This window comes from Petrachloros mirabilis (assembly GCF_975968855.1).
The window spans coordinates 1-17,392 of sequence record NZ_CDLUDY010000071.1; the positions used below are offsets into that span (position 1 = coordinate 1).

Sequence of the window (17,392 nt, forward strand, 5' to 3'; positions counted from 1 at the left end):
ACTACGCGATTCGCGTGGAGCAGGTGGCGTTGCCGTTGTATCCGCAGTGGGGCACCGAGCCCAATGGCTACTACATTCCGCCGCGGCATGCGCCGCGCGGCTACAACCGGCAGATGTTCGGGCCGGGGGTGGACAATGCCATTGAGAAGTACCTGGTGCCGAGCCGGGAACTGTTGGCGGTGCTGCAGCTGTGGCGCGCCAGCCAGCAGATCATCTTCCGGTACGACGTCATTCCGGGCCCGAAGGTGTTTGAGACCCAGATTCACGGGAAGCGGTTCGAGATGTACAACGATACCGTGCTGGGCTTCAACAAGTCGGGCAAGGAAGTGGCGCGCATTCAGGTCGAAGAGCCGATCTACATTCGACCGGCCGAACGCGTGACCTGGCTGTAAGCGACAGCGAGGCCGAGCGTCTCAGCGGGGCGGGGTGCCGCAAGGCATCCCGCCCTTGCTGTCTGTATCGGTCTTTAGGCTCAGGTGATATGCTTCTTCTGTCCACTTGACGGACTGGGGGGGGTCCAGTAGAGTTATTCAACTTTTCCGCAGTCGTACGCATGAGCCACGAGGTATCCTCAGCGTGACCCTCCGTCAAGATCAGTCGATTCCGTTTGCCGCCCAAGCTATCCCCTTTAACGAATTTTTGGCAGCGGGAAAACTCCCTGAGGGGTATCTGACCAGCGAATATATCGCCCAGCAATTCGTTGAACGGTTGGTTCATTACGTACTGAGCGTGCCAGCGGGTAGCTATACCATGGCACAACTCAGTCGCTTACTGGAGCAGCTTGATCCTCGTTCACAGGTATTCTTTTTCAAGCGTCTGAAAGAAACTAGCCCCGATAGCCTCAAAGACTTCGCGCCTCTCTATTATGGTTTCATGAATGAATTCCATTCCCTACTCTTCACATAAATCATGATTATTTCGCTTGTGACTTCGCTATTCTCATGTATAATTACTACATCGATACATTGCTCAGCTTGATAAAGGAGTGTTATGAGTTCGACCCTACAGCGTGCCGTCACTAGCTTTTACAATCTTGTGTACGAAGCCCAGACGTTCGCAACGACCATGGCTCGGATCGACACGGCGGAGCAGGAGCACTATGCCGGCCGGATCGAAGGGCTCAACTGGGTATTGGATCGTTGCCAAGAACTTGAAGATATGGATTCGAATCTGACTCCTTCGTCGCTCCAGCGTGTACTCACAGAAGTCAAGTCAGACTTGGATCACGAGTTATCTGTTCAACGTCGCGAAAAGGGCCGGCGCGCAGACGGCCGGGAAGAAGCGTTGAACTTCGTGGCAGACTACCTCTCCAGCCTTATCACGGCAACGGAGATCGAATCGTCTAAGACGCCAGCAGCCTAACAGTCTGATCGGTTCGGGGTTACTCTGATCGATCCCACCTTGTGTTCGCGTTGGTCCCTTTGTCATCTTATCTCACCATGATACGTGAATGGATCATCTTTGCCCTCTGCCTGGGAGTCGGGGGGCATATCGCCCTCGGCATGATATTGCATGCCCCAGACTATTGGCCATGGCGGACCGCAGGGTATTATGGTTTCCTGAGTGGCTTGATTATCTACGCTCTCGTTCAAAGCGGGCGAGGATTGTGGAAGATCTGGAAGTCATCCTCTCAAGAGCAACCGAAGCCGAAGAATTCTACCTGGCTCCCTTAGTAGCCAAAGTTTCGCCTGCTTGACCCACCCGCCATCCTTCTCTAGAATTTCAACTCTATATGGCACGAATTCCTCGCAAATCGCACCTTCCGGGATGGCTCCCTGGTATGTCGTCGAGAACTGCGAAACCGATAAGGCAACCTCAGGAAAGCCAGGAAGATCAGTTTAGAGAACTCAATGCTTCACTACTGTATTGCCCACGATGTCAGGTTGCTACCCCTACACGAGAACGGCTCCTGTTGGTATTACCTAGTGGCAATCTATATGAATACCTCTGTCAGCAATGCGGTACGTCCACCGGATCGAAAACCGACCAACTTCAACGGGATCTCATTCGACCATAAATGACGGATACCACAGCAGCCCTGAGGCATCTGAAACATTGCCGTCTATAATAAATCAATCGAATGTGCGGGAATGAGGCGAGCAGGACACTAATCAGGCAATTCCGTCAAGGGGAATCCCTTCCTCGATCAGCATCACAGGAATATCTTCACGGATAGGATAGAGAACTTTTCGATCGGAACGTATCAGGCCGCCATCGAGAAGTTCCGTCACCGGCTTCTCTCCCTTGTTTTTCAAGACGCCCCGGTTAACAGCGTCATTGATTCTTCTGATCAAGGCCTCATCTGCCAAAGAGACGTCGAGTTTCGTTTCAGGGCAACAGAGAATAGCCAACAAATCTTTGTCGATGTTTACCGAGCCCTTGGTTCCTGACGGTTCCTCCATGGACGCCTCCTCTTGCAAGCAGCACCGCTACCCTGCGCACGATATCCTACCCCTTCAATAGAGTTCAAGTCACATCCGTCCCCCACTCCTTCTTTAGTTTCTGATACACTAGGCCCCGTGTAACAATTCGAATAGCGGGGATAGGTCCACGTGGCGATTCTTTGGCGTTATTCCCTGGCAGGGCTTCTGGTGCTGGTCCCGGCTTGGGCCACCTTCTTGATACTTTCCGCGCTCCTATCGACGGTGAACCGTCTCATCGGAGACCTCCTTACCCAAGCAGGTATCGCGCCCAACCCAATCATGGGGCTTGGACTGTTCATACTGTTTGTGACGACCGCTGGAGCAGTCGCAAATCACGTCGTCGGGAATAGAATGCTCACCTCGGCGGAGCGTCAGATCGAACAGATTCCTCTCGTTCGAAGCATCTACCTGACGTTGAAGGGAATGACGGATTTGTTCCAGTTCAGATCGCGATTCGGACGTAGCACCGTGGTTGCTTTTCCTTTTCCTCGCGACGGCCTTTGGGCCCTAGGTTTTGTTATGGGTAGCGCTCCTCAAGCTATTCAAGTGGATCCTTCGACAAACCTCATGATGATCTTTGTCCCGACCGCAATACACCCATTTACCGGTTACTTGGCATTCGTCCCAGAGCACCAAATTCGTCCTCTCAATCTTCTTCCCGAGGACGCCATGAAGATGGAATTCTCCGCCGGCTTTTACAAGCCCAAGGACGGGTGGATATCCGCCCCGAAGGGTTCAAAGTAGGCGATGCCTTCGAGAACCGACATTGTTGTGCGGGTTGCCGGAGAAGCCGACGTCGAAGAGATTGTGGCTTTCAGCGCCGCAATGGCCTTGGAAACGGAAGGGAGGCAGTTGGATGTTACAACGCTCCGCGCAGGAACATTGTCACTTTTGGCGACACCTGAACATGGCTTTTTTATGGTGGCGGAGGCGTTGCGAGCCAAGAGTCGTCAGCTTGTCGGACAGACGATGATAACATATGAGTGGAGCGATTGGCGCAACGGAATGTTCTGGTGGGTGCAGAGTGTCTACGTTCACCCTGACTGGCGCCGTCAAGGTGTCTATCGCCGCATGTACGAAACGATTCTGACAAGAGCAAAGAGCCGTCCAGGCGTGTGCGGAATCAGGCTTTATGTAGAGCAGGAGAACCACAAGGCCCAGACAGTCTATCAACGAGTAGGATTGGCTCCGTCAGCCTATATTGTTTATGAAAAGGACTTCATCTTCACAGACACCGTCCCAACGCAAAAGCCTACGTAAATTGGGGGTCTTATGAATTTCCGCTTCTGCGTACCGCTCATTTCCGCCCTCCTCCTTTTCACAGGGGGCTGTGCCTTCAGTCGAGGGACGTTAGGCGACGATATCGCCGTCGACACGATTGAATCCATTACGAAGGGTACAAGCAAAGCTGACGTTCTCGCAAAACTCGGAGCACCGGACAGGCTCCTTCAAGTTAATGGCCGCGACGTGCTTCAGTACTACCACTATGACGCCAAAGCGGGTAGTCTGCTGCTGATTCTTGTTAATTTTTCACGCCTTCAGATAAAAAGCGACGATCTTTTTGTCATCCTGAACCAAGATGGTCTCGTTGAAGAGATCATCTCCTCCAAACGCACCGATTCGCTTGAATTCAGATTTTGGCCGTTCGGAGAATGACAGTGACTCGTCGTTTGCTAACCCTCTGCCTTGTGCTGGCCTTCGCTGCGACATGCGTTGCAGCCTCAGGATGTAACGTCATGCGCGTTACATTAAACCGGCCGCTCACGCAAGAGGATATTGCGTTTATCATCCCGGGTCGGACCACGTTCTCTGAAGTGACCAATAAGCTGGGCACTCCTGATTCCATTACGGAGTCCTCAAAGGGAATCGTGACGACGTACCGATTCCTGGACGGAAAATACTCGCGGGTCAACTTCGGCGTGCTGCTAAAGCCCTGGACGCCCGTTGACCCCGATCTTATCATCTCGCGGACTGGCCTTGGCACAGATGCGCTCCAAGTTTTCTATGATACGAATTGGATTGTCACCGACCGAGGCTTTCTCCAGAATTTTTCGGGCTCCCGCTTCAACCCCTATCCATTCTAGAATAGCTTTCCCGGACCGACTGAGCTGTAATTGCCGTGCGGCTGGATGCCCGCTATAATCCGCCGCATGAGCCAGCGTTCTCCAAACTCATCTTCTTATGTACCGGCTGACCGCGATACAGAATTCCTCCAACGTGACGAACTCCGCTCCGTGCGAATTGGCTTGGAACTTTTAAAGCCTGAACTGATTCAACGGGAGCAGGGGATTCGTTCGACGATTGTCGTATTCGGAAGCGCAAGATTGCCAGAGCCGTCTGAGGCCCAGGAACAACTCCGGAAGGCAGAACAGATAGCGGTTGGCTCCTCTGACCGATCTGTCCACAGACGAAGGGAGATCGCTCGGCGTCAGCTTGCACTCTCACAGTATTACGAGGTGGCCCGTGAATTCGGCCGCTTGGTTTCTTCGTCATGCCAAGTCGATGGGCGTTGCGATTATGTTATCGTCACGGGCGGAGGGCCGGGCATCATGGAAGCTGCCAACCGCGGTGCGTCAGACATCGGCGCCAAATCGCTCGGATTCAATATCACGCTGCCGCACGAACAACAGCCAAATCCCTACATCACGCCCGGCTTGAATTTTCAGTTCCGTTACTTCGCCATCAGAAAAATGCACTTCATGCTCCGCGCCAAGGCGCTTGTTGCCTTTCCTGGCGGGTTTGGCACCCTAGATGAACTGTTCGAGACGCTGACCCTGCTTCAAACCGGAAAAACAAAGGATGTCATTGTCGTCTTGGTCGGTCGGGAATTCTGGGAACGCCTGATTGATTGGTCTCTACTTGTAGACAGCGGCTTGATCGCCCAAGAGGATCTTCAACTCTTTCGCTTCGCCGAAACGGCCCAAGAGGCCTGGAATCTCATCCGAAGCCACAACGGAGTCAGCACACCATGAAACTCTCGTTTCACGGCGCTGCCCGTTCCGTTACGGGAAGTCGGCATATGCTTGAAATGCCCGGCTTCAGGGCCTTGCTCGACTGCGGGTTGTTTCAAGGACGGCGGGACGAAACCCTTAAGTACAACCGCGATCTTGGCTTTGATCCCAAATCGCTCGGTGCGGTCTTGCTCTCACACGCTCACATCGACCACTCTGGAGCGTTACCCGTGCTCTCCCGCCATGGGTTTTCTGGCAAAGTATTTACTACCCGTGCCTCCGCCGACCTGACCAGCATTATGCTCGAAGACTCCGCTCGAATCCAGGAAAGCGATTGCCGATACGTGAACAAGAAAGAGCGGCGTCGCGGCAGGGGTTGCATCCGTCCCTTCTACGGGAGGGACGACGTTCGGAAAATCGTACGGCGATTCGAAGGTGTTCGCTACGGAGATAACATCAAGCTTGCACCCCGAGTTACCGCTTCGTTTTACGACGCCGGGCACATCCTTGGTTCCGCCGCCGTACGCGTAAAGTACACGGCACGAGGAAACACCACGACTGTGCTCTTTAGCGGTGATTTAGGCCGCTCGAACATGCCAATTTTGCGAGATCCCACACCGCCGCCCTCCTGTGACATCCTCATCCTCGAATCCACCTATGGCGATCGCCTGCACGAACAGGTCGGTGAAGAAATGACGAAAAAGGCGCAGGCCTTGATTGAACACGCGCGCATGCATAAGAGCAAAATCATCGTACCGGCCTTCGCCGTCGGCCGGACGCAAGAACTGGTTATGCGGGTCAAGGAGCTTGTCGCAGAGGGCCGTGTAGACCCTATTCCCATATATATCGATTCCCCTCTCGCCGGCAAAGCCACCGACGTATTCCGTCGCCATCCCGAATGCTATGATGAAGAGACCTTGAAGACTTTTTCAGCGGTCGGTGATCCCTTCGCCTCGCGTTACATCCATTTCATCTCGTCGCCTGAAGACAGTAAACGACTCAATACTATGCGCGGGCCCTGTGTCATCATTTCCTCCTCCGGGATGTGTGAAGGCGGCCGCATCGTTCACCATCTCAAACATGCCATTCAAGACGAAGCCAACGTGATTGTCTTCGTCGGATTCCAGGCCGAACATACGCTGGGCCGCAAATTGGTGGAAGGGTGGGACGTCGTGCCGATTTTCGGTGTGCCGACCCCACGCCGGGCCCAGGTTGTGAAGTTTAATGGTCTTTCGGCGCACGCGGATCGTCACGATCTGCTGGCCTATGTCCGGGCCATCGATCCTCTGCCAAGCAAGGTCTTTGTTGTTCACGGAGAAGAAAAACAGGCCCTGTCTCTCGCCAGCGCCATTCAAGCAGAACATCCTGGAATTGAGGTTGCCGTCCCCCACCGTGGGTCGATACATGAAGTGTGAGCGACGGATCTACACCCCCATCGCCATTTCTCTTCTCTGTGGCATCATGTTCACGGGGAATCCAGTACAGGCCAGTGACCCTTCCTTGTCCAGGATGCGGGTACGCGACCTCGGCATCGTATTGGGGACCCATCCACCCGGTCCCAACAACGCTATTACAGACGTTGCCGGCGTCAAAGTCGGACACACCACGCTCATTTCTGGGGAGGGTGCGCTAAAGCCTGGCCATGGCCCGGTGCGGACCGGCGTTACCGTCGTTATCCCCCGCGACGATGTCTGGCACAAAAAGGTGCCGGCTGGAGCGTTCGTGCTGAATGGCACTGGAGAAATGACCGGTCTAGCCTGGATCGCTGAATCAGGATTCTTGGAATATCCCATCGCCCTGACGAATACGCTCAATGTGCCGCGTGTGGCAAACGGTGTCGTGAGCTGGATGATCCGGCAGAACCCAGAGATAGGGATCTCCGACGACACCCTCACGCCGGTCGTTGCCGAATGTGACGACAGCCGCTTAAACGACAGCCAAGGCCGCCATGTGTCTGAGCAGAATGTGATCGCCGCACTCGACGGAGCAGCCGGCGGTCCGGTACAGGAAGGCACAGTCGGCGCCGGCACCGGCATGGTCTCGTATGGATTCAAAGGGGGTATAGGCACTGCGTCGCGGAAGCTATCCGAACAAGACGGGGGCTATACCGTCGGTGTCTTGGTGAACGCGAATCACGGTAGGAGACCCGAACTCGTGGTAGCTGGTGTGCCAGTCGGACGGCTATATGAGTCGGTCCCACCCGTCACGCAAGCACTTTCACCAGGTCACAGCGAAGGCTCTATCATCATTATTATTGCCACGGACGCACCGCTGGACAGCCGACAACTGACCCGGCTTGCCAAACGAGCCGCACTCGGGCTCGCCCGCACCGGCTCCACCGCGCGCCATGGAAGTGGAGACTTCATGCTAGCTTTCTCCACCGCCAATGTGATCCCGCACTATCCGAAGGAGCCGACCTTTCAGCAGACCCATCTGGCCGACAGCCATATCAATCCCGTCATTGCCGCAACTGTCGAAGCGTCGGAAGAGGCGATCCTCAACGCCCTGACGATGGCAACCACCGTTGTCGGCCGTGATGGGCGGCGCGTGGAAGCGATTGATCTCGATAGGCTCAAAACACTTGCTGTAACAACAAACCGATAGACTTTAACGTTCCGCTCAGATTTCTTTGCAGGTTCCCTTTCTGAAGTCATTACAAATCATTCGTCATCAGCTTGCAATTCATACCCGTGCCTCGCTATTCTTCGCCCGCATTGATGAAGAGAGGAGTGTGCCACAATGCAAGATTATCAACTAGGCGGGGGGCTTCGCCTCTTAACCGCCATAGAAAAAACCGACTCTTTCGGCGATTTCCTGAAGACGCGCATGGTAAGGGCCTTGGAATCCGAAGATCCCACGGAACTGCATTACCTTTTGGCACAACTGGATGACTACCATTCCTACATGTGGCGGTACTACAAGAAGCTCTCGAAGGACCGCGCCGAGCGGATGAATCCCGGTGTCTGAGAACCGGAGACTGACCGGATGATCACGGAGCCCGCAGAGAACAAGGTGTCCACGTCGCTGCGCTTCGCGTCAGCGCTTTCCCGCAATAGCGATACCGAAGCGGCAATCCGCGACCTTGTTGACGCGGTTCGTGAGCAGATCGGATCGGTTCCGTTCCATGTGGCCTTCGTCTTTTTCTCCGCGCACCATGCAGAACAGGCACAGATGATCGCGACGATGATCCGCGATTCACTGGGCGTGAAGGTCTGCATCGGCTGCTCCGGCGAAGGCGTGATTTCAGGAGCGGAGGAATTGGAAACGGCTCCGGCTGTGACCCTGTGGGTCGCCTCTCTCCCGAACATCCGTGTGACACCGCTTCGGCTGGCATTCTCCGAAAGCCAGGACCAATTGCAAATGGCCGGCTGGCCGGCCCCGCACTGCGAGCCCAGTACCTTCATACTTCTAGCGGATCCAATTTCGACGCCGATGCACGACGTCCTGTCAGTCTTAGCCGATCGCTATCCCAATGGCCGGACAGTGGGCGGCCTTGCCGGAGGAAGCCATGGTCCAGGAGCAAACTGTCTGGTGCTGGACGGCGACGTCGTCGAGGGCGGGCTAGTTGGCGTACAACTCTCCGGCCCCTTGTTGGTACGGACAATCGTTTCCCAAGGTTGCCGCCCGATCGGGGAGCGGTACGTTGTCACAAGAGCCGAACGCAACCTGGTCTATGAGCTCGGCGGCCGTCCGGCGATCGAACAGCTCCAATCAGCATTGGAATCTTTGGTCGAACCTCAACGTCAACATGCCCATCGGGCCTTGCACGCCGGCATCGCCATTGACGAGCATCGGAGCCGCTTCGAACAGGGTGATTTCCTCATCCGGAATCTCATCGGCGCGGATCGGCAGATCGGTGCAATTGCAATCGGCGACGTCGTTCAGGAAGGACAAACATTGCAGTTTCAACTCCGCGATGCGAAATCGGCGAGCGAGGATCTGCATGTTCTGTTGGCGGCCGACAGAATTGCGCATCGCAGCAAGCCGTTGGGAGCCTTGGTCTTCAGCTGTTGCGGGAGAGGAGAGGGGTTGTTTGGCCAACGTCACCACGACAGCAGCGTTTTGCAGGAACGGATCGGTCCGCTACCGGTTGCGGGCTTCTTCGCCCAGGGAGAAATCGGTCCGGTCGGGGGCAAGAACTTTCTCCACGGCTATACGGCGAGTGTTGCGATTTTTTCAGACCCGGACTGAAGTCAGAACCGGCAGTAATTGGTCACAGCCTCCTGTTATCCTCGAATTTAGCCAATTCATCAACGTTGCGCGGAAAGGAGTAGGTATGCCGATTGAACAGCCAGGACCAGGAGGAACGGAAGTCACCACTTCGTCAGGACTGCAGTATATCGAGTTAGCCGTGGGGACCGGCGAGGCGGCTCGAGCAGGACAGACCGTCATCGTGCACTATACGGGCTGGTTAGAGAACGGGAAGAAATTTGACAGTTCGGTGGATCGAGGCCAGCCCTTTTCGTTTCCGTTGGGCGCCGGGCGGGTAATCAAGGGATGGGACGAGGGTGTGCAGGGTATGAAGGTCGGGGGAAAACGGAAGCTGATTATCCCTTCGAATCTCGGCTACGGGGCGCGTGGGGCTGGAGGAGTCATCCCACCCCATGCCACCCTCATTTTCGAAGTTGAATTACTCGGAATATAGTCACATGAGCATCAGCTTGCGCGTGGTTATGAAACAGACGCCTCTCATCGATCGGCACCGTGCCTTGCAGGCGAAGCTCGTGGATTTCGCCGGCTGGGAGATGCCCATCCAATATGGAAGTGTTCTCGATGAATACCATACGGTACGGTCGAGAGCCGGACTGTTCGACGTCAGTCACATGGGACGCCTTTTCGTTACCGGCCGGGGCAGTTGCGCCTTTCTCCAAAGGATCACGACCAATGACGTGGGAAAATTGGCTGTCGGCCAAGCGCACTATTCCATGGTTTGCAACGAGTTGGGAGGGATCAAGGACGACGTCTTTGTCTATCGGACAAGGGATTTGGATTACCTGCTCTGCGTGAATGCCTCGAACCGCGAGAAGATCTTGGCATGGCTTCATGCACACCAACGAGATGGAGACGACTGCACGATCGAGGATCGGTCCTTCGCCTTGGCACAAATTGCGATTCAAGGTCCAGCCTCTAGGACGATCGTTCATCAACTCGGGGATAGCTCCATTGCCGAATTGAAGATGCACCGCGCCTGTGACAGTTACCTCGGCGGAATCGCCTGTTTCGTTGCCAGAACCGGTTACACCGGGGAACTTGGTTACGAACTCAACGTGGCGGCTGCGCAAGCCGAACAACTGTGGGATGCATTGCTCGAAGCTGGCCAAACGGATGGCCTCAAACCGGCTGGCCTCGGAGCGAGGGATCTGTTGCGATTGGAAATGGGGTACCTGCTCTATGGTAACGACGTCGGAGAAGGAACGACGCCGTTCGAAGCAAATGTCGCATGGACAGTGAATTTCGACAAGGGAGACTTCATCGGGCGTGAGCCTCTCTGGGCCCAGAAAGAGGCCGGGCCAACGCGGCGGTTCGTCGCGTTTGAGCTCCTGGAGAAAGCTGTCCCGCGCCACGGTTTCGCTATACTTGATAGATCGTCGAACCGTATCGGTGAAGTCACAAGCGGGAACTTCTCTCCGTTACTGAAGAAAGGTATCGGTCTCGGCTATGTGCCGTCAGCCTTTGCCACGCCGGGAAGCGCGATTGCCATTGATATTCGCGGGAAACATCTTCCAGCTGTTATCGTGAAGCCACCATTTTATAAGCGTCAAGCCAGGGTCACCGACTGACCGGATCCAGGTAGAGAGGAGTCATGGTGGTTCGAAATATATTTACGGGGAAAGTCATAACCCTGAACATCGATACTGTGGTGCTGCCGAACGGAGCAACCATCGATTTGGAGATGGTGCGTCATCCGGGCGCCGCGGCGATCGTTCCGTTCAAAGACGACAGGACAGTCGTGCTGATCCGACAATTCCGCCATGCAGCGGGTGGATTCATTTATGAGATACCAGCCGGCAAACTCCATCCCGGAGAAGATCCCAAATCCTGTGCAGCGCGTGAATTGGAAGAAGAAATCGGATACACAGCCGGTGACCTGGAGTTGATCGCGAGCATCTTTACCGCCCCGGGTTTTACAGATGAAGTGATCCATATCTACAAAGCGAGCCGGCTGGCCAAGGGAAAGCAGCAGTTGGATCGCGACGAAATCTTGGACGTTGTGGAGGTGTCTCTAGAGAAGGCGGTTGCAATGATTGGCGATGGAACGATTCGAGATGCAAAAACGATAGTAGGGCTGCAATCAGTATTTATTGGTGAAAGAAGGCAGTAGGAGAAAAGATCAAGGAGCCCTCCGCTTTTGACGAAAGGCTCCTCAAGCCAGCTAGCCTCGCCAAAAGGGGATTACTTGCCCTTATCGCCCTTCTTCTTCTTATCTCCCTCTTCGCCGAACACCACTACCTTACCACCCTTCTCTTCCTTCTTCTCCTCGTCGCTATAGACGAGAACATGCCCGTCCTTCTTACCCTTCTTTTCCTTCTTCCCCTCTCCCTCAGCGAACGCCGGGGCGCTGAAGGAAATCGCTACCGCAACTGCCAAGATTGCCATCAACATGCGCTTCATAATGCGTCACCTCCCTTAAGTTGTGAGATAGGTTGCCCTCAATGGGCGTCTTCGCTATGCTCAGCAAGCTTGGTGCCGGAAAATTTAAATATATGAAACGTCACAATATCGGGCACTTAGGCGAATGGTAGTTTGTAGGTTTGAGGAGAAACCATCCAGACTGCTGTGGCGGAATAGTTCGAGCCGACTAAACCGCCCCAGCAGAGCAATGACGAGATGAGCAAGGCTCAGTGAACCAACCAAATTCACCTCTCCCAGACCGTATCCAAGTGGGTGTACGGATTCTTTTCGTCGGTATCAACCCGGGACTTCGGTCTGCCAAACTCGGGCATCATTTTGCCGGCCATTCGAACCGATTTTGGAAGCTCATCTACGATTCAAAGTTGGTTATGGAACCGCTCAGCTATCAGGAAGATTGGAGGCTACCTGAATGGGGGATTGGATTGACGAACATCATCAGCCGGGCCACTGCCGGCACCAACGTCCTTGATCCGAAAGAATACCGCGCAGGGCTTCGCACACTTGAGAAGAAGATTCGACACTATCAGCCGCGGATCGTTGCAATCTTAGGGTTGACGATCTTTAGGATGGCTTTTTCTAAGGGGAGCACCGATTCGGCCCCGCTGACCCCCGGTCCGACTTACCGTCGACTCGGCGGCGCGCCTCTGTTTCTTCTCCCGAACCCCAGCGGACGCAACGCCCGGTACTCCTATCCAGAGATGCTTGAGGCATTTATGCTATTGCGGAGTACGGCACGTTCAGCTGGACCTATCCGCAAAATTCCTCAGCGCCAAGTCAATCCTTGATGACAAGAAGCTTCTTTTACGACGTCTCGTTGTTATAGAAAGACAGGTTTAGCCGGTCCATTTTTCGCGGTTCCCTTCTGGAAGATGCGTTCGAGTCATGGTATCTTCGCTCCTCAGCGAGACTCGGTGATTTCAGGTCTGCCTCCGACATTCACAATCCTTTAGGAGCGTCACATGTTGCTAGAAGGTAAGAAGGGCCTCATTGTCGGTGTCGCTAACAAACACAGCATTGCCTGGGCCATTGCCCAATCGGCGGCCGGACAAGGAGCGCAGTTATTCTTTAACTATCAGAATGATCGGCTGAAGGAAAACGTCGAGGAACTGGTAGCGACGTTGCCCGGTTCCAAGGCCTTTGCCTGCGATGCGGGGGACGATGCCCAGATCGAAGCCCTCATGAACCGTGTAGGACAAGAAGCCGGAAAACTCGACTTCCTAGTCCATTCGATTGCCTTTGCACCGCGAGAAGAACTCGCAGGCCAATTCGTCAATACCACCAGAAAGGGATTCGCGACAGCCCTCGATGTCAGCGCCTATTCACTTGTCGCTCTGACGCGTGCCGCCCTGCCGTTCATGACAGACGGGGGCTCAATCGTCACCTTGACTTATTTGGGTGCGGAGCGGGTTGTGCCTCACTACAACGTCATGGGTGTCGCCAAAGCGGCACTCGAAGCGACCGTTCGCTATCTGGCCAACGACCTTGGTCCGAAGAACATCAGAGTGAACGCCATCTCAGCAGGGCCGATCAAAACACTCGCAGCCCGTGGTGTCTCCGGCATCAGCAAGATGGTAGACCACCATAAGGAATTTGCACCCCTCCGCCGCGCCACCGAACAGGGTGAAGTTGGTGACACCGCGCTCTTCCTTGTCAGTCCGTTGGGGCGCGGGATTACCGGAGAAGTGATCTATGTGGACGGGGGTTACAACATTCTCGGATCCCTCGCCTCCGCCGAGTAACGCCTGAGCTGCTCCCATCAACGTTATTCGATCATTCGGCGCAAGGCTTTCAATCGGCTCTGCCGTTTCTTATTTTCCAAACGCCGCTGTTTCGCGTTCTTTGTCGGTTTCGTCGGTTTGCGGACCTTGCGCGGCACAGCGACACCTAGAATCAGCGTTCTCAGCCGATTGAGCGCATCTTCTCGATTCTGCTCCTGACTCCGATACTGCTGAGCCTTGATTGTCACTACTCCGTCTTCTGAAATGCGGCTGTCCTTCAGGCGAAGCAGCTCGTCTTTATAGAACTGCGGTAATGACGATGCCTTGATATCAAATCGCAAGTGGATGGCAGAAGAGACCTTGTTGACGTGCTGTCCCCCGGCGCCCTGCGACCGCATGGCATGGATCTCGATTTCAGAATCAGGAATGCGGACATTGTTTGAAATGTGCAACACGATTCTTTCGACCTCAGTGTATGGCCTACTAGAGACAGTTGTTGCTCGGTTCGACGCTGACTTCTTTCCCATTGACCAGCACAGGCCCGTCTTGTTCACTTAAGCCCTGGTAGTCGATCCCCCCGATTGATTTCCTCAGACTCAATCCGACCGTCCCATTTCTTACATCGATCAGCCATGTGCCGGTTTCATGGTACACACCACCCTCCTCGCGCCTTCCTGGAACAGGCTCCAATCGAATAGTCCGAATGAAACGGCCATCGCTACACAAATGGAGTTCCGCTGATGCTTCGCCCTGTGTGATCGCGCTTTCCGGCCTCGGAGTCAGCACCATCCCTGTGAGTCGTTCGTACCACCGCCTAAGCCCCTGACTCTCCAGTTCGCTGATGAATTCGGTCGAGGAAGCAAGGTCCTCCGCCAACTGCCGATACAAGGCTTCTTCAGTTTTCCGGCCAATGAATTGGTAAATTACCGCATTGGAGGAGGGCCCTAAAATGGCTACTATGATCCCGATATCTTCTCCTGCTCCGTACAGTCCGCGGAGCTTTGTACCGTCATCTTGAACAGAGCCGATAGGATGCAACAGAAACCCGGCTTCGATTGATTGCGGCTCGCTGAGTTGATCCAGGACGGTCTCTTTGGTCACTTCCTCTAGCAGATGAATTGTTCCCAAGCCCGGAGTCACGGCAGAGTCGAGAAAGATCACCGATCCTGACGGCAAATAGGCGCGCCAATCCGGTGGGACCACAAACGAGACACCGACGAACGGGGAACGAATACGGGTGCCTCCGGCGTAGCGTTCGCCGACTCGCAGGTCTCTTGTGTCATGGTTGCTCGTTTCGGCAGCAACTTGTACAAACGGGACTAGGTAGACTACCCCTACGAGCAATAGGAGGATCAGTACATGCGGTCGCCTCGTCATCTTAATCATTGGAACACGAACGGGAGGAGGACTCAACGGACCTGTGGACTACATTGATGGGTCTTGAAGAAGATGGGTAAATTCTCAGGTGAGTTCCGGGAGGCGATCGATAATGCGCAGCCTGACTTCATCTCCCACCTGCATCTGGACCATTTTGGTCGCGAGATTCTCTCTAACCCGCTGGGCATCTTCGAGCTTGAACTGCACTTGCCCCCCGCACCTCTCCACAAGATGGTAAAGCAATAGCGTCGTTAAACGTTGAAGCTCGTCGTCGCTCGTATGTTGGCTCAAGTTGAGAATTTGCGACATTCGTTGGCCTCACTCCGGCAAAGAAAAAGTGAGAGTCACTTATCGCCGATGTTGGAGACATTTCACAATGCCCCAAAGGGAGGGTATCAGGCCGTCCGTCCCTCAATTTATCCGAACGGACTCGGCTAGAAACACCGTACTTGCTCTATAAATCAAAGCCTTGGATGATAGTCAAAGCGGATTGTGGCAGAGTCAATTCTGAAGGACCAGTGACGGTTGCCTCTAACCGGAATATTGTTCCATGGGAGGGCAGGTACAAATGAGATGACGATCACCGTAGGCCTCATCGATACGGCTGACATACGGCCAAAATTTATCCTGTGCAACCCAAGGCGCCGGATAAGCCGCTTGTTCACGGCTATAAGGCCTATCCCAACCAGAGGCGGTTACAACCTGTGCGGTGTGGGGGGCATTTTTTAAGAGATTGTTCGACCGGGGCTGCCGACCGTCTATAATTTCTTGGATTTCCGACCGGATACGGATCATAGCGTCACAGAATCGATCCATCTCGGCTTTCGACTCGCTTTCGGTTGGCTCAATCATGAGAGTGCCGGCTACCGGAAACGATACTGTCGGGGCATGGAACCCGTAGTCCATAAGGCGCTTGGCCACGTCCATTGCTTCAACTCCGGCCGTGTCTTTGAACTGACGAAGATCGAGGATGAATTCATGAGCCACAAACCCGGACAATCCGGTGTAGAGAATGGGGTAATGCTTCTCCAACCGCTTCGCCATGTAATTTGCGTTCAGGATCGCCACCTGCGAGGCCTCCTTCAATCCGTCGCGCCCCATCAGCGCAATGTAGACCCATGAGATGGTCACGATGCTAGGGCTACCATAGGGCGCGGCTGAAACCGGCCCGATCGATTCCGTCCCGCCAAGGGCCGTGACTGGATGGCCGGGGAGAAAAGGAGCGAGATGTCGGGCGACGGCAATCGGCCCCATGCCCGGGCCTCCGCCTCCGTGCGGGATGCAGAATGTCTTATGCAAATTCAAATGGCAGACATCCGCGCCAATATCGCCGGGACGGCAAAGTCCGACCTGGGCATTCATGTTCGCCCCGTCCATGTAAACCTGTCCCCCATGCGTATGGACAATCTGGCAGATACGCCGAACATCTGCTTCGAAAACGCCGTGAGTCGACGGGTAGGTCAGCATCAAAGCGGCCAACCGATCCCGGTGTTGGGCGGCCTTGGCCTCCAAGTCGACGAGATCGACGTTGCCCTTCTTGTCGCAGGCTACAGCGACCACCGTCATGCCGACCATAGCCGCGCTGGCAGGATTAGTCCCGTGAGCTGAGACCGGAATTAGACAGACATCGCGCTGAAATTCACCTTGGCTCCGATGGTATGCCCTGATAACCATGAGGCCGGCATATTCCCCCTGGGAACCGGCGTTGGGCTGCAGTGACAGCGCGGCAAATCCTGTGATTTCTGTCAGCCACGACTCAAGCTGACGAAACAGTTCCTGGTAACCCTTGCTCTGCTCCAAGGGGGCAAAGGGATGTAACCGGGCAAACTCGGGCCAGGTCACAGGCAACATCTCCGCCGTTGCGTTGAGTTTCATCGTGCAGGAGCCGAGGGGGATCATGGAATGCGTGAGCGAGAGGTCGCGTCCTTGCAGACGATGGAGGTACCGCAGCATTTCGTGTTCGGAGTGATAGCGATTGAACACCTCATGGGTCAGATAGGTGCTCGTCCTCGCAAGATTAGCCAGGAACCCGATCGTAGAGACCGACCGGAGTTCTTCGATCGTAAACGGCAAGCGTTCGTGACCGACGAACACCTCCAGAAGCCGCCTGATACCGTCCTCATCGGTGGCTTCATCAAGTGAAATCCCGAGCGAATCGTCCTCGTAGCGGCGAAGATTGATTCCACGCTCGTCTGCGCGCACGAGGATCTGATTGCTCTGGGCTTTTGGAAGACGCACCCGGAGGGTGTCGAAGAACTGATCGTGGCGGAGCGAGTGCCCCATCTCCACG

Annotated in this window: 21 protein-coding genes and 2 pseudogenes; 17 read left to right on the forward strand and 6 right to left on the reverse strand. The window is 54.9% G+C overall.

Going from position 1 to position 17,392, the window contains the following annotated elements; translation table 11 throughout:
• The 3 genes and pseudogenes from ACWVCN_RS02820 to ACWVCN_RS02830 all read left to right on the forward strand — a co-directional run.
• Positions 1 to 392 (forward strand): annotated as a pseudogene (locus ACWVCN_RS02820) (hypothetical protein); the annotation flags it as partial.
• Positions 393 to 576: 184 nt separating this feature from the next.
• Complete coding sequence (locus ACWVCN_RS02825) at positions 577 to 906, forward strand: hypothetical protein (RefSeq protein ID WP_455243997.1); 330 nt, start codon at positions 577 to 579, stop codon at positions 904 to 906.
• Between the two features lie 84 nt (positions 907 to 990).
• Complete coding sequence (locus ACWVCN_RS02830) at positions 991 to 1,362, forward strand: hypothetical protein (RefSeq protein WP_455243998.1); 372 nt, start codon at positions 991 to 993, stop codon at positions 1,360 to 1,362.
• Positions 1,363 to 2,111: 749 nt separating this feature from the next.
• On the opposite strand, the gene ACWVCN_RS02835 is transcribed toward ACWVCN_RS02830, so the two are convergent.
• On the reverse strand, positions 2,112 to 2,402 hold the full coding sequence (locus tag ACWVCN_RS02835) for a Trm112 family protein (RefSeq protein WP_455243999.1): 291 nt from the start codon (positions 2,400 to 2,402) through the stop codon (positions 2,112 to 2,114).
• Between the two features lie 150 nt (positions 2,403 to 2,552).
• On the opposite strand from ACWVCN_RS02835, the gene ACWVCN_RS02840 reads away from it, so the two are divergent.
• The 12 genes and pseudogenes from ACWVCN_RS02840 (at position 2,553) to ACWVCN_RS02895 (ending at position 11,696) form a co-directional block, all read left to right on the forward strand.
• A complete protein-coding gene (locus ACWVCN_RS02840; RefSeq protein WP_455244000.1) occupies positions 2,553 to 3,167 on the forward strand; it encodes a DUF502 domain-containing protein in 615 nt (204 codons plus the stop codon).
• A gap of 3 nt (positions 3,168 to 3,170) precedes the next feature.
• Positions 3,171 to 3,683, forward strand: coding sequence for a GNAT family N-acetyltransferase (locus ACWVCN_RS02845; protein ID WP_455244001.1), 513 nt, complete (start codon positions 3,171 to 3,173; stop codon positions 3,681 to 3,683).
• A gap of 12 nt (positions 3,684 to 3,695) precedes the next feature.
• Positions 3,696 to 4,079, forward strand: a complete 384-nt coding sequence (locus ACWVCN_RS02850) for a hypothetical protein (protein ID WP_455244002.1) — start codon at positions 3,696 to 3,698, stop codon at positions 4,077 to 4,079.
• A gap of 80 nt (positions 4,080 to 4,159) precedes the next feature.
• Positions 4,160 to 4,507: a hypothetical protein gene (locus ACWVCN_RS02855; RefSeq protein ID WP_455244003.1), complete on the forward strand. Its 348-nt coding sequence runs from the start codon at positions 4,160 to 4,162 to the stop codon at positions 4,505 to 4,507.
• 45 nt (positions 4,508 to 4,552) lie between these two features.
• Entirely contained in the window at positions 4,553 to 5,395 is an 843-nt protein-coding gene (locus ACWVCN_RS02860) for an LOG family protein (RefSeq protein ID WP_455244004.1), read from the forward strand.
• The gene (locus tag ACWVCN_RS02865) at positions 5,392 to 6,789 is read left to right on the forward strand and encodes an MBL fold metallo-hydrolase RNA specificity domain-containing protein (RefSeq protein ID WP_455244005.1); all 1,398 of its coding nucleotides are present in this window, start codon (positions 5,392 to 5,394) and stop codon (positions 6,787 to 6,789) included. Before ACWVCN_RS02860 ends, ACWVCN_RS02865 begins: the two co-directional genes overlap by 4 nt.
• Positions 6,779 to 7,978 carry a DmpA family aminopeptidase gene (locus tag ACWVCN_RS02870; RefSeq protein WP_455244006.1) on the forward strand — a complete coding sequence of 400 codons (1,200 nt, stop codon included), beginning with the start codon at positions 6,779 to 6,781 and terminating at the stop codon, positions 7,976 to 7,978. The genes ACWVCN_RS02865 and ACWVCN_RS02870 overlap by 11 nt, the downstream gene beginning before the upstream one ends.
• Positions 7,979 to 8,113: 135 nt before the next feature.
• A complete protein-coding gene (locus ACWVCN_RS02875) occupies positions 8,114 to 8,341 on the forward strand; it encodes a hypothetical protein (RefSeq protein WP_455244007.1) in 228 nt (75 codons plus the stop codon).
• A gap of 18 nt (positions 8,342 to 8,359) precedes the next feature.
• Complete coding sequence (locus tag ACWVCN_RS02880) at positions 8,360 to 9,565, forward strand: FIST signal transduction protein (protein ID WP_455244008.1); 1,206 nt, start codon at positions 8,360 to 8,362, stop codon at positions 9,563 to 9,565.
• A 127-nt stretch (positions 9,566 to 9,692) separates the two neighbouring features.
• A pseudogene (locus tag ACWVCN_RS02885) lies at positions 9,693 to 10,019 on the forward strand (FKBP-type peptidyl-prolyl cis-trans isomerase); the annotation flags it as partial.
• Between the two features lie 4 nt (positions 10,020 to 10,023).
• Positions 10,024 to 11,154, forward strand: a complete 1,131-nt coding sequence (gcvT, locus tag ACWVCN_RS02890; RefSeq protein ID WP_455244009.1) for a glycine cleavage system aminomethyltransferase GcvT — start codon at positions 10,024 to 10,026, stop codon at positions 11,152 to 11,154.
• A 23-nt stretch (positions 11,155 to 11,177) separates the two neighbouring features.
• Positions 11,178 to 11,696 (forward strand): NUDIX hydrolase, encoded by a 519-nt coding sequence (locus ACWVCN_RS02895; RefSeq protein WP_455244010.1) that lies wholly within the window; start codon positions 11,178 to 11,180, stop codon positions 11,694 to 11,696.
• A 71-nt stretch (positions 11,697 to 11,767) separates the two neighbouring features.
• Here ACWVCN_RS02895 and ACWVCN_RS02900 read toward each other — a convergent pair whose 3' ends face one another.
• Positions 11,768 to 11,986, reverse strand: a complete 219-nt coding sequence (locus tag ACWVCN_RS02900; protein WP_455244011.1) for a hypothetical protein — start codon at positions 11,984 to 11,986, stop codon at positions 11,768 to 11,770.
• Between the two features lie 230 nt (positions 11,987 to 12,216).
• On the opposite strand from ACWVCN_RS02900, the gene ACWVCN_RS02905 reads away from it, so the two are divergent.
• On the forward strand, positions 12,217 to 12,792 hold the full coding sequence (locus ACWVCN_RS02905; protein ID WP_455244012.1) for a mismatch-specific DNA-glycosylase: 576 nt from the start codon (positions 12,217 to 12,219) through the stop codon (positions 12,790 to 12,792).
• A gap of 174 nt (positions 12,793 to 12,966) precedes the next feature.
• Complete coding sequence (locus ACWVCN_RS02910; RefSeq protein ID WP_455244013.1) at positions 12,967 to 13,746, forward strand: enoyl-ACP reductase FabI; 780 nt, start codon at positions 12,967 to 12,969, stop codon at positions 13,744 to 13,746.
• A 23-nt stretch (positions 13,747 to 13,769) separates the two neighbouring features.
• Here the strand turns inward: ACWVCN_RS02910 and arfB are convergent, their stop codons facing one another.
• The 4 genes from arfB to gcvP form a co-directional block, all read right to left on the reverse strand.
• On the reverse strand, positions 13,770 to 14,180 hold the full coding sequence (arfB, locus tag ACWVCN_RS02915) for an alternative ribosome rescue aminoacyl-tRNA hydrolase ArfB (protein WP_455244014.1): 411 nt from the start codon (positions 14,178 to 14,180) through the stop codon (positions 13,770 to 13,772).
• Between the two features lie 28 nt (positions 14,181 to 14,208).
• Positions 14,209 to 15,102 (reverse strand): hypothetical protein, encoded by an 894-nt coding sequence (locus tag ACWVCN_RS02920; RefSeq protein WP_455244015.1) that lies wholly within the window; start codon positions 15,100 to 15,102, stop codon positions 14,209 to 14,211.
• 84 nt (positions 15,103 to 15,186) lie between these two features.
• Positions 15,187 to 15,411, reverse strand: a complete 225-nt coding sequence (locus ACWVCN_RS02925) for a hypothetical protein (RefSeq protein WP_455244016.1) — start codon at positions 15,409 to 15,411, stop codon at positions 15,187 to 15,189.
• A gap of 222 nt (positions 15,412 to 15,633) precedes the next feature.
• Positions 15,634 to 17,392: aminomethyl-transferring glycine dehydrogenase (gene gcvP, locus ACWVCN_RS02930; RefSeq protein ID WP_455244017.1), on the reverse strand; the 1,759-nt coding region annotated here is incomplete at its 5' end.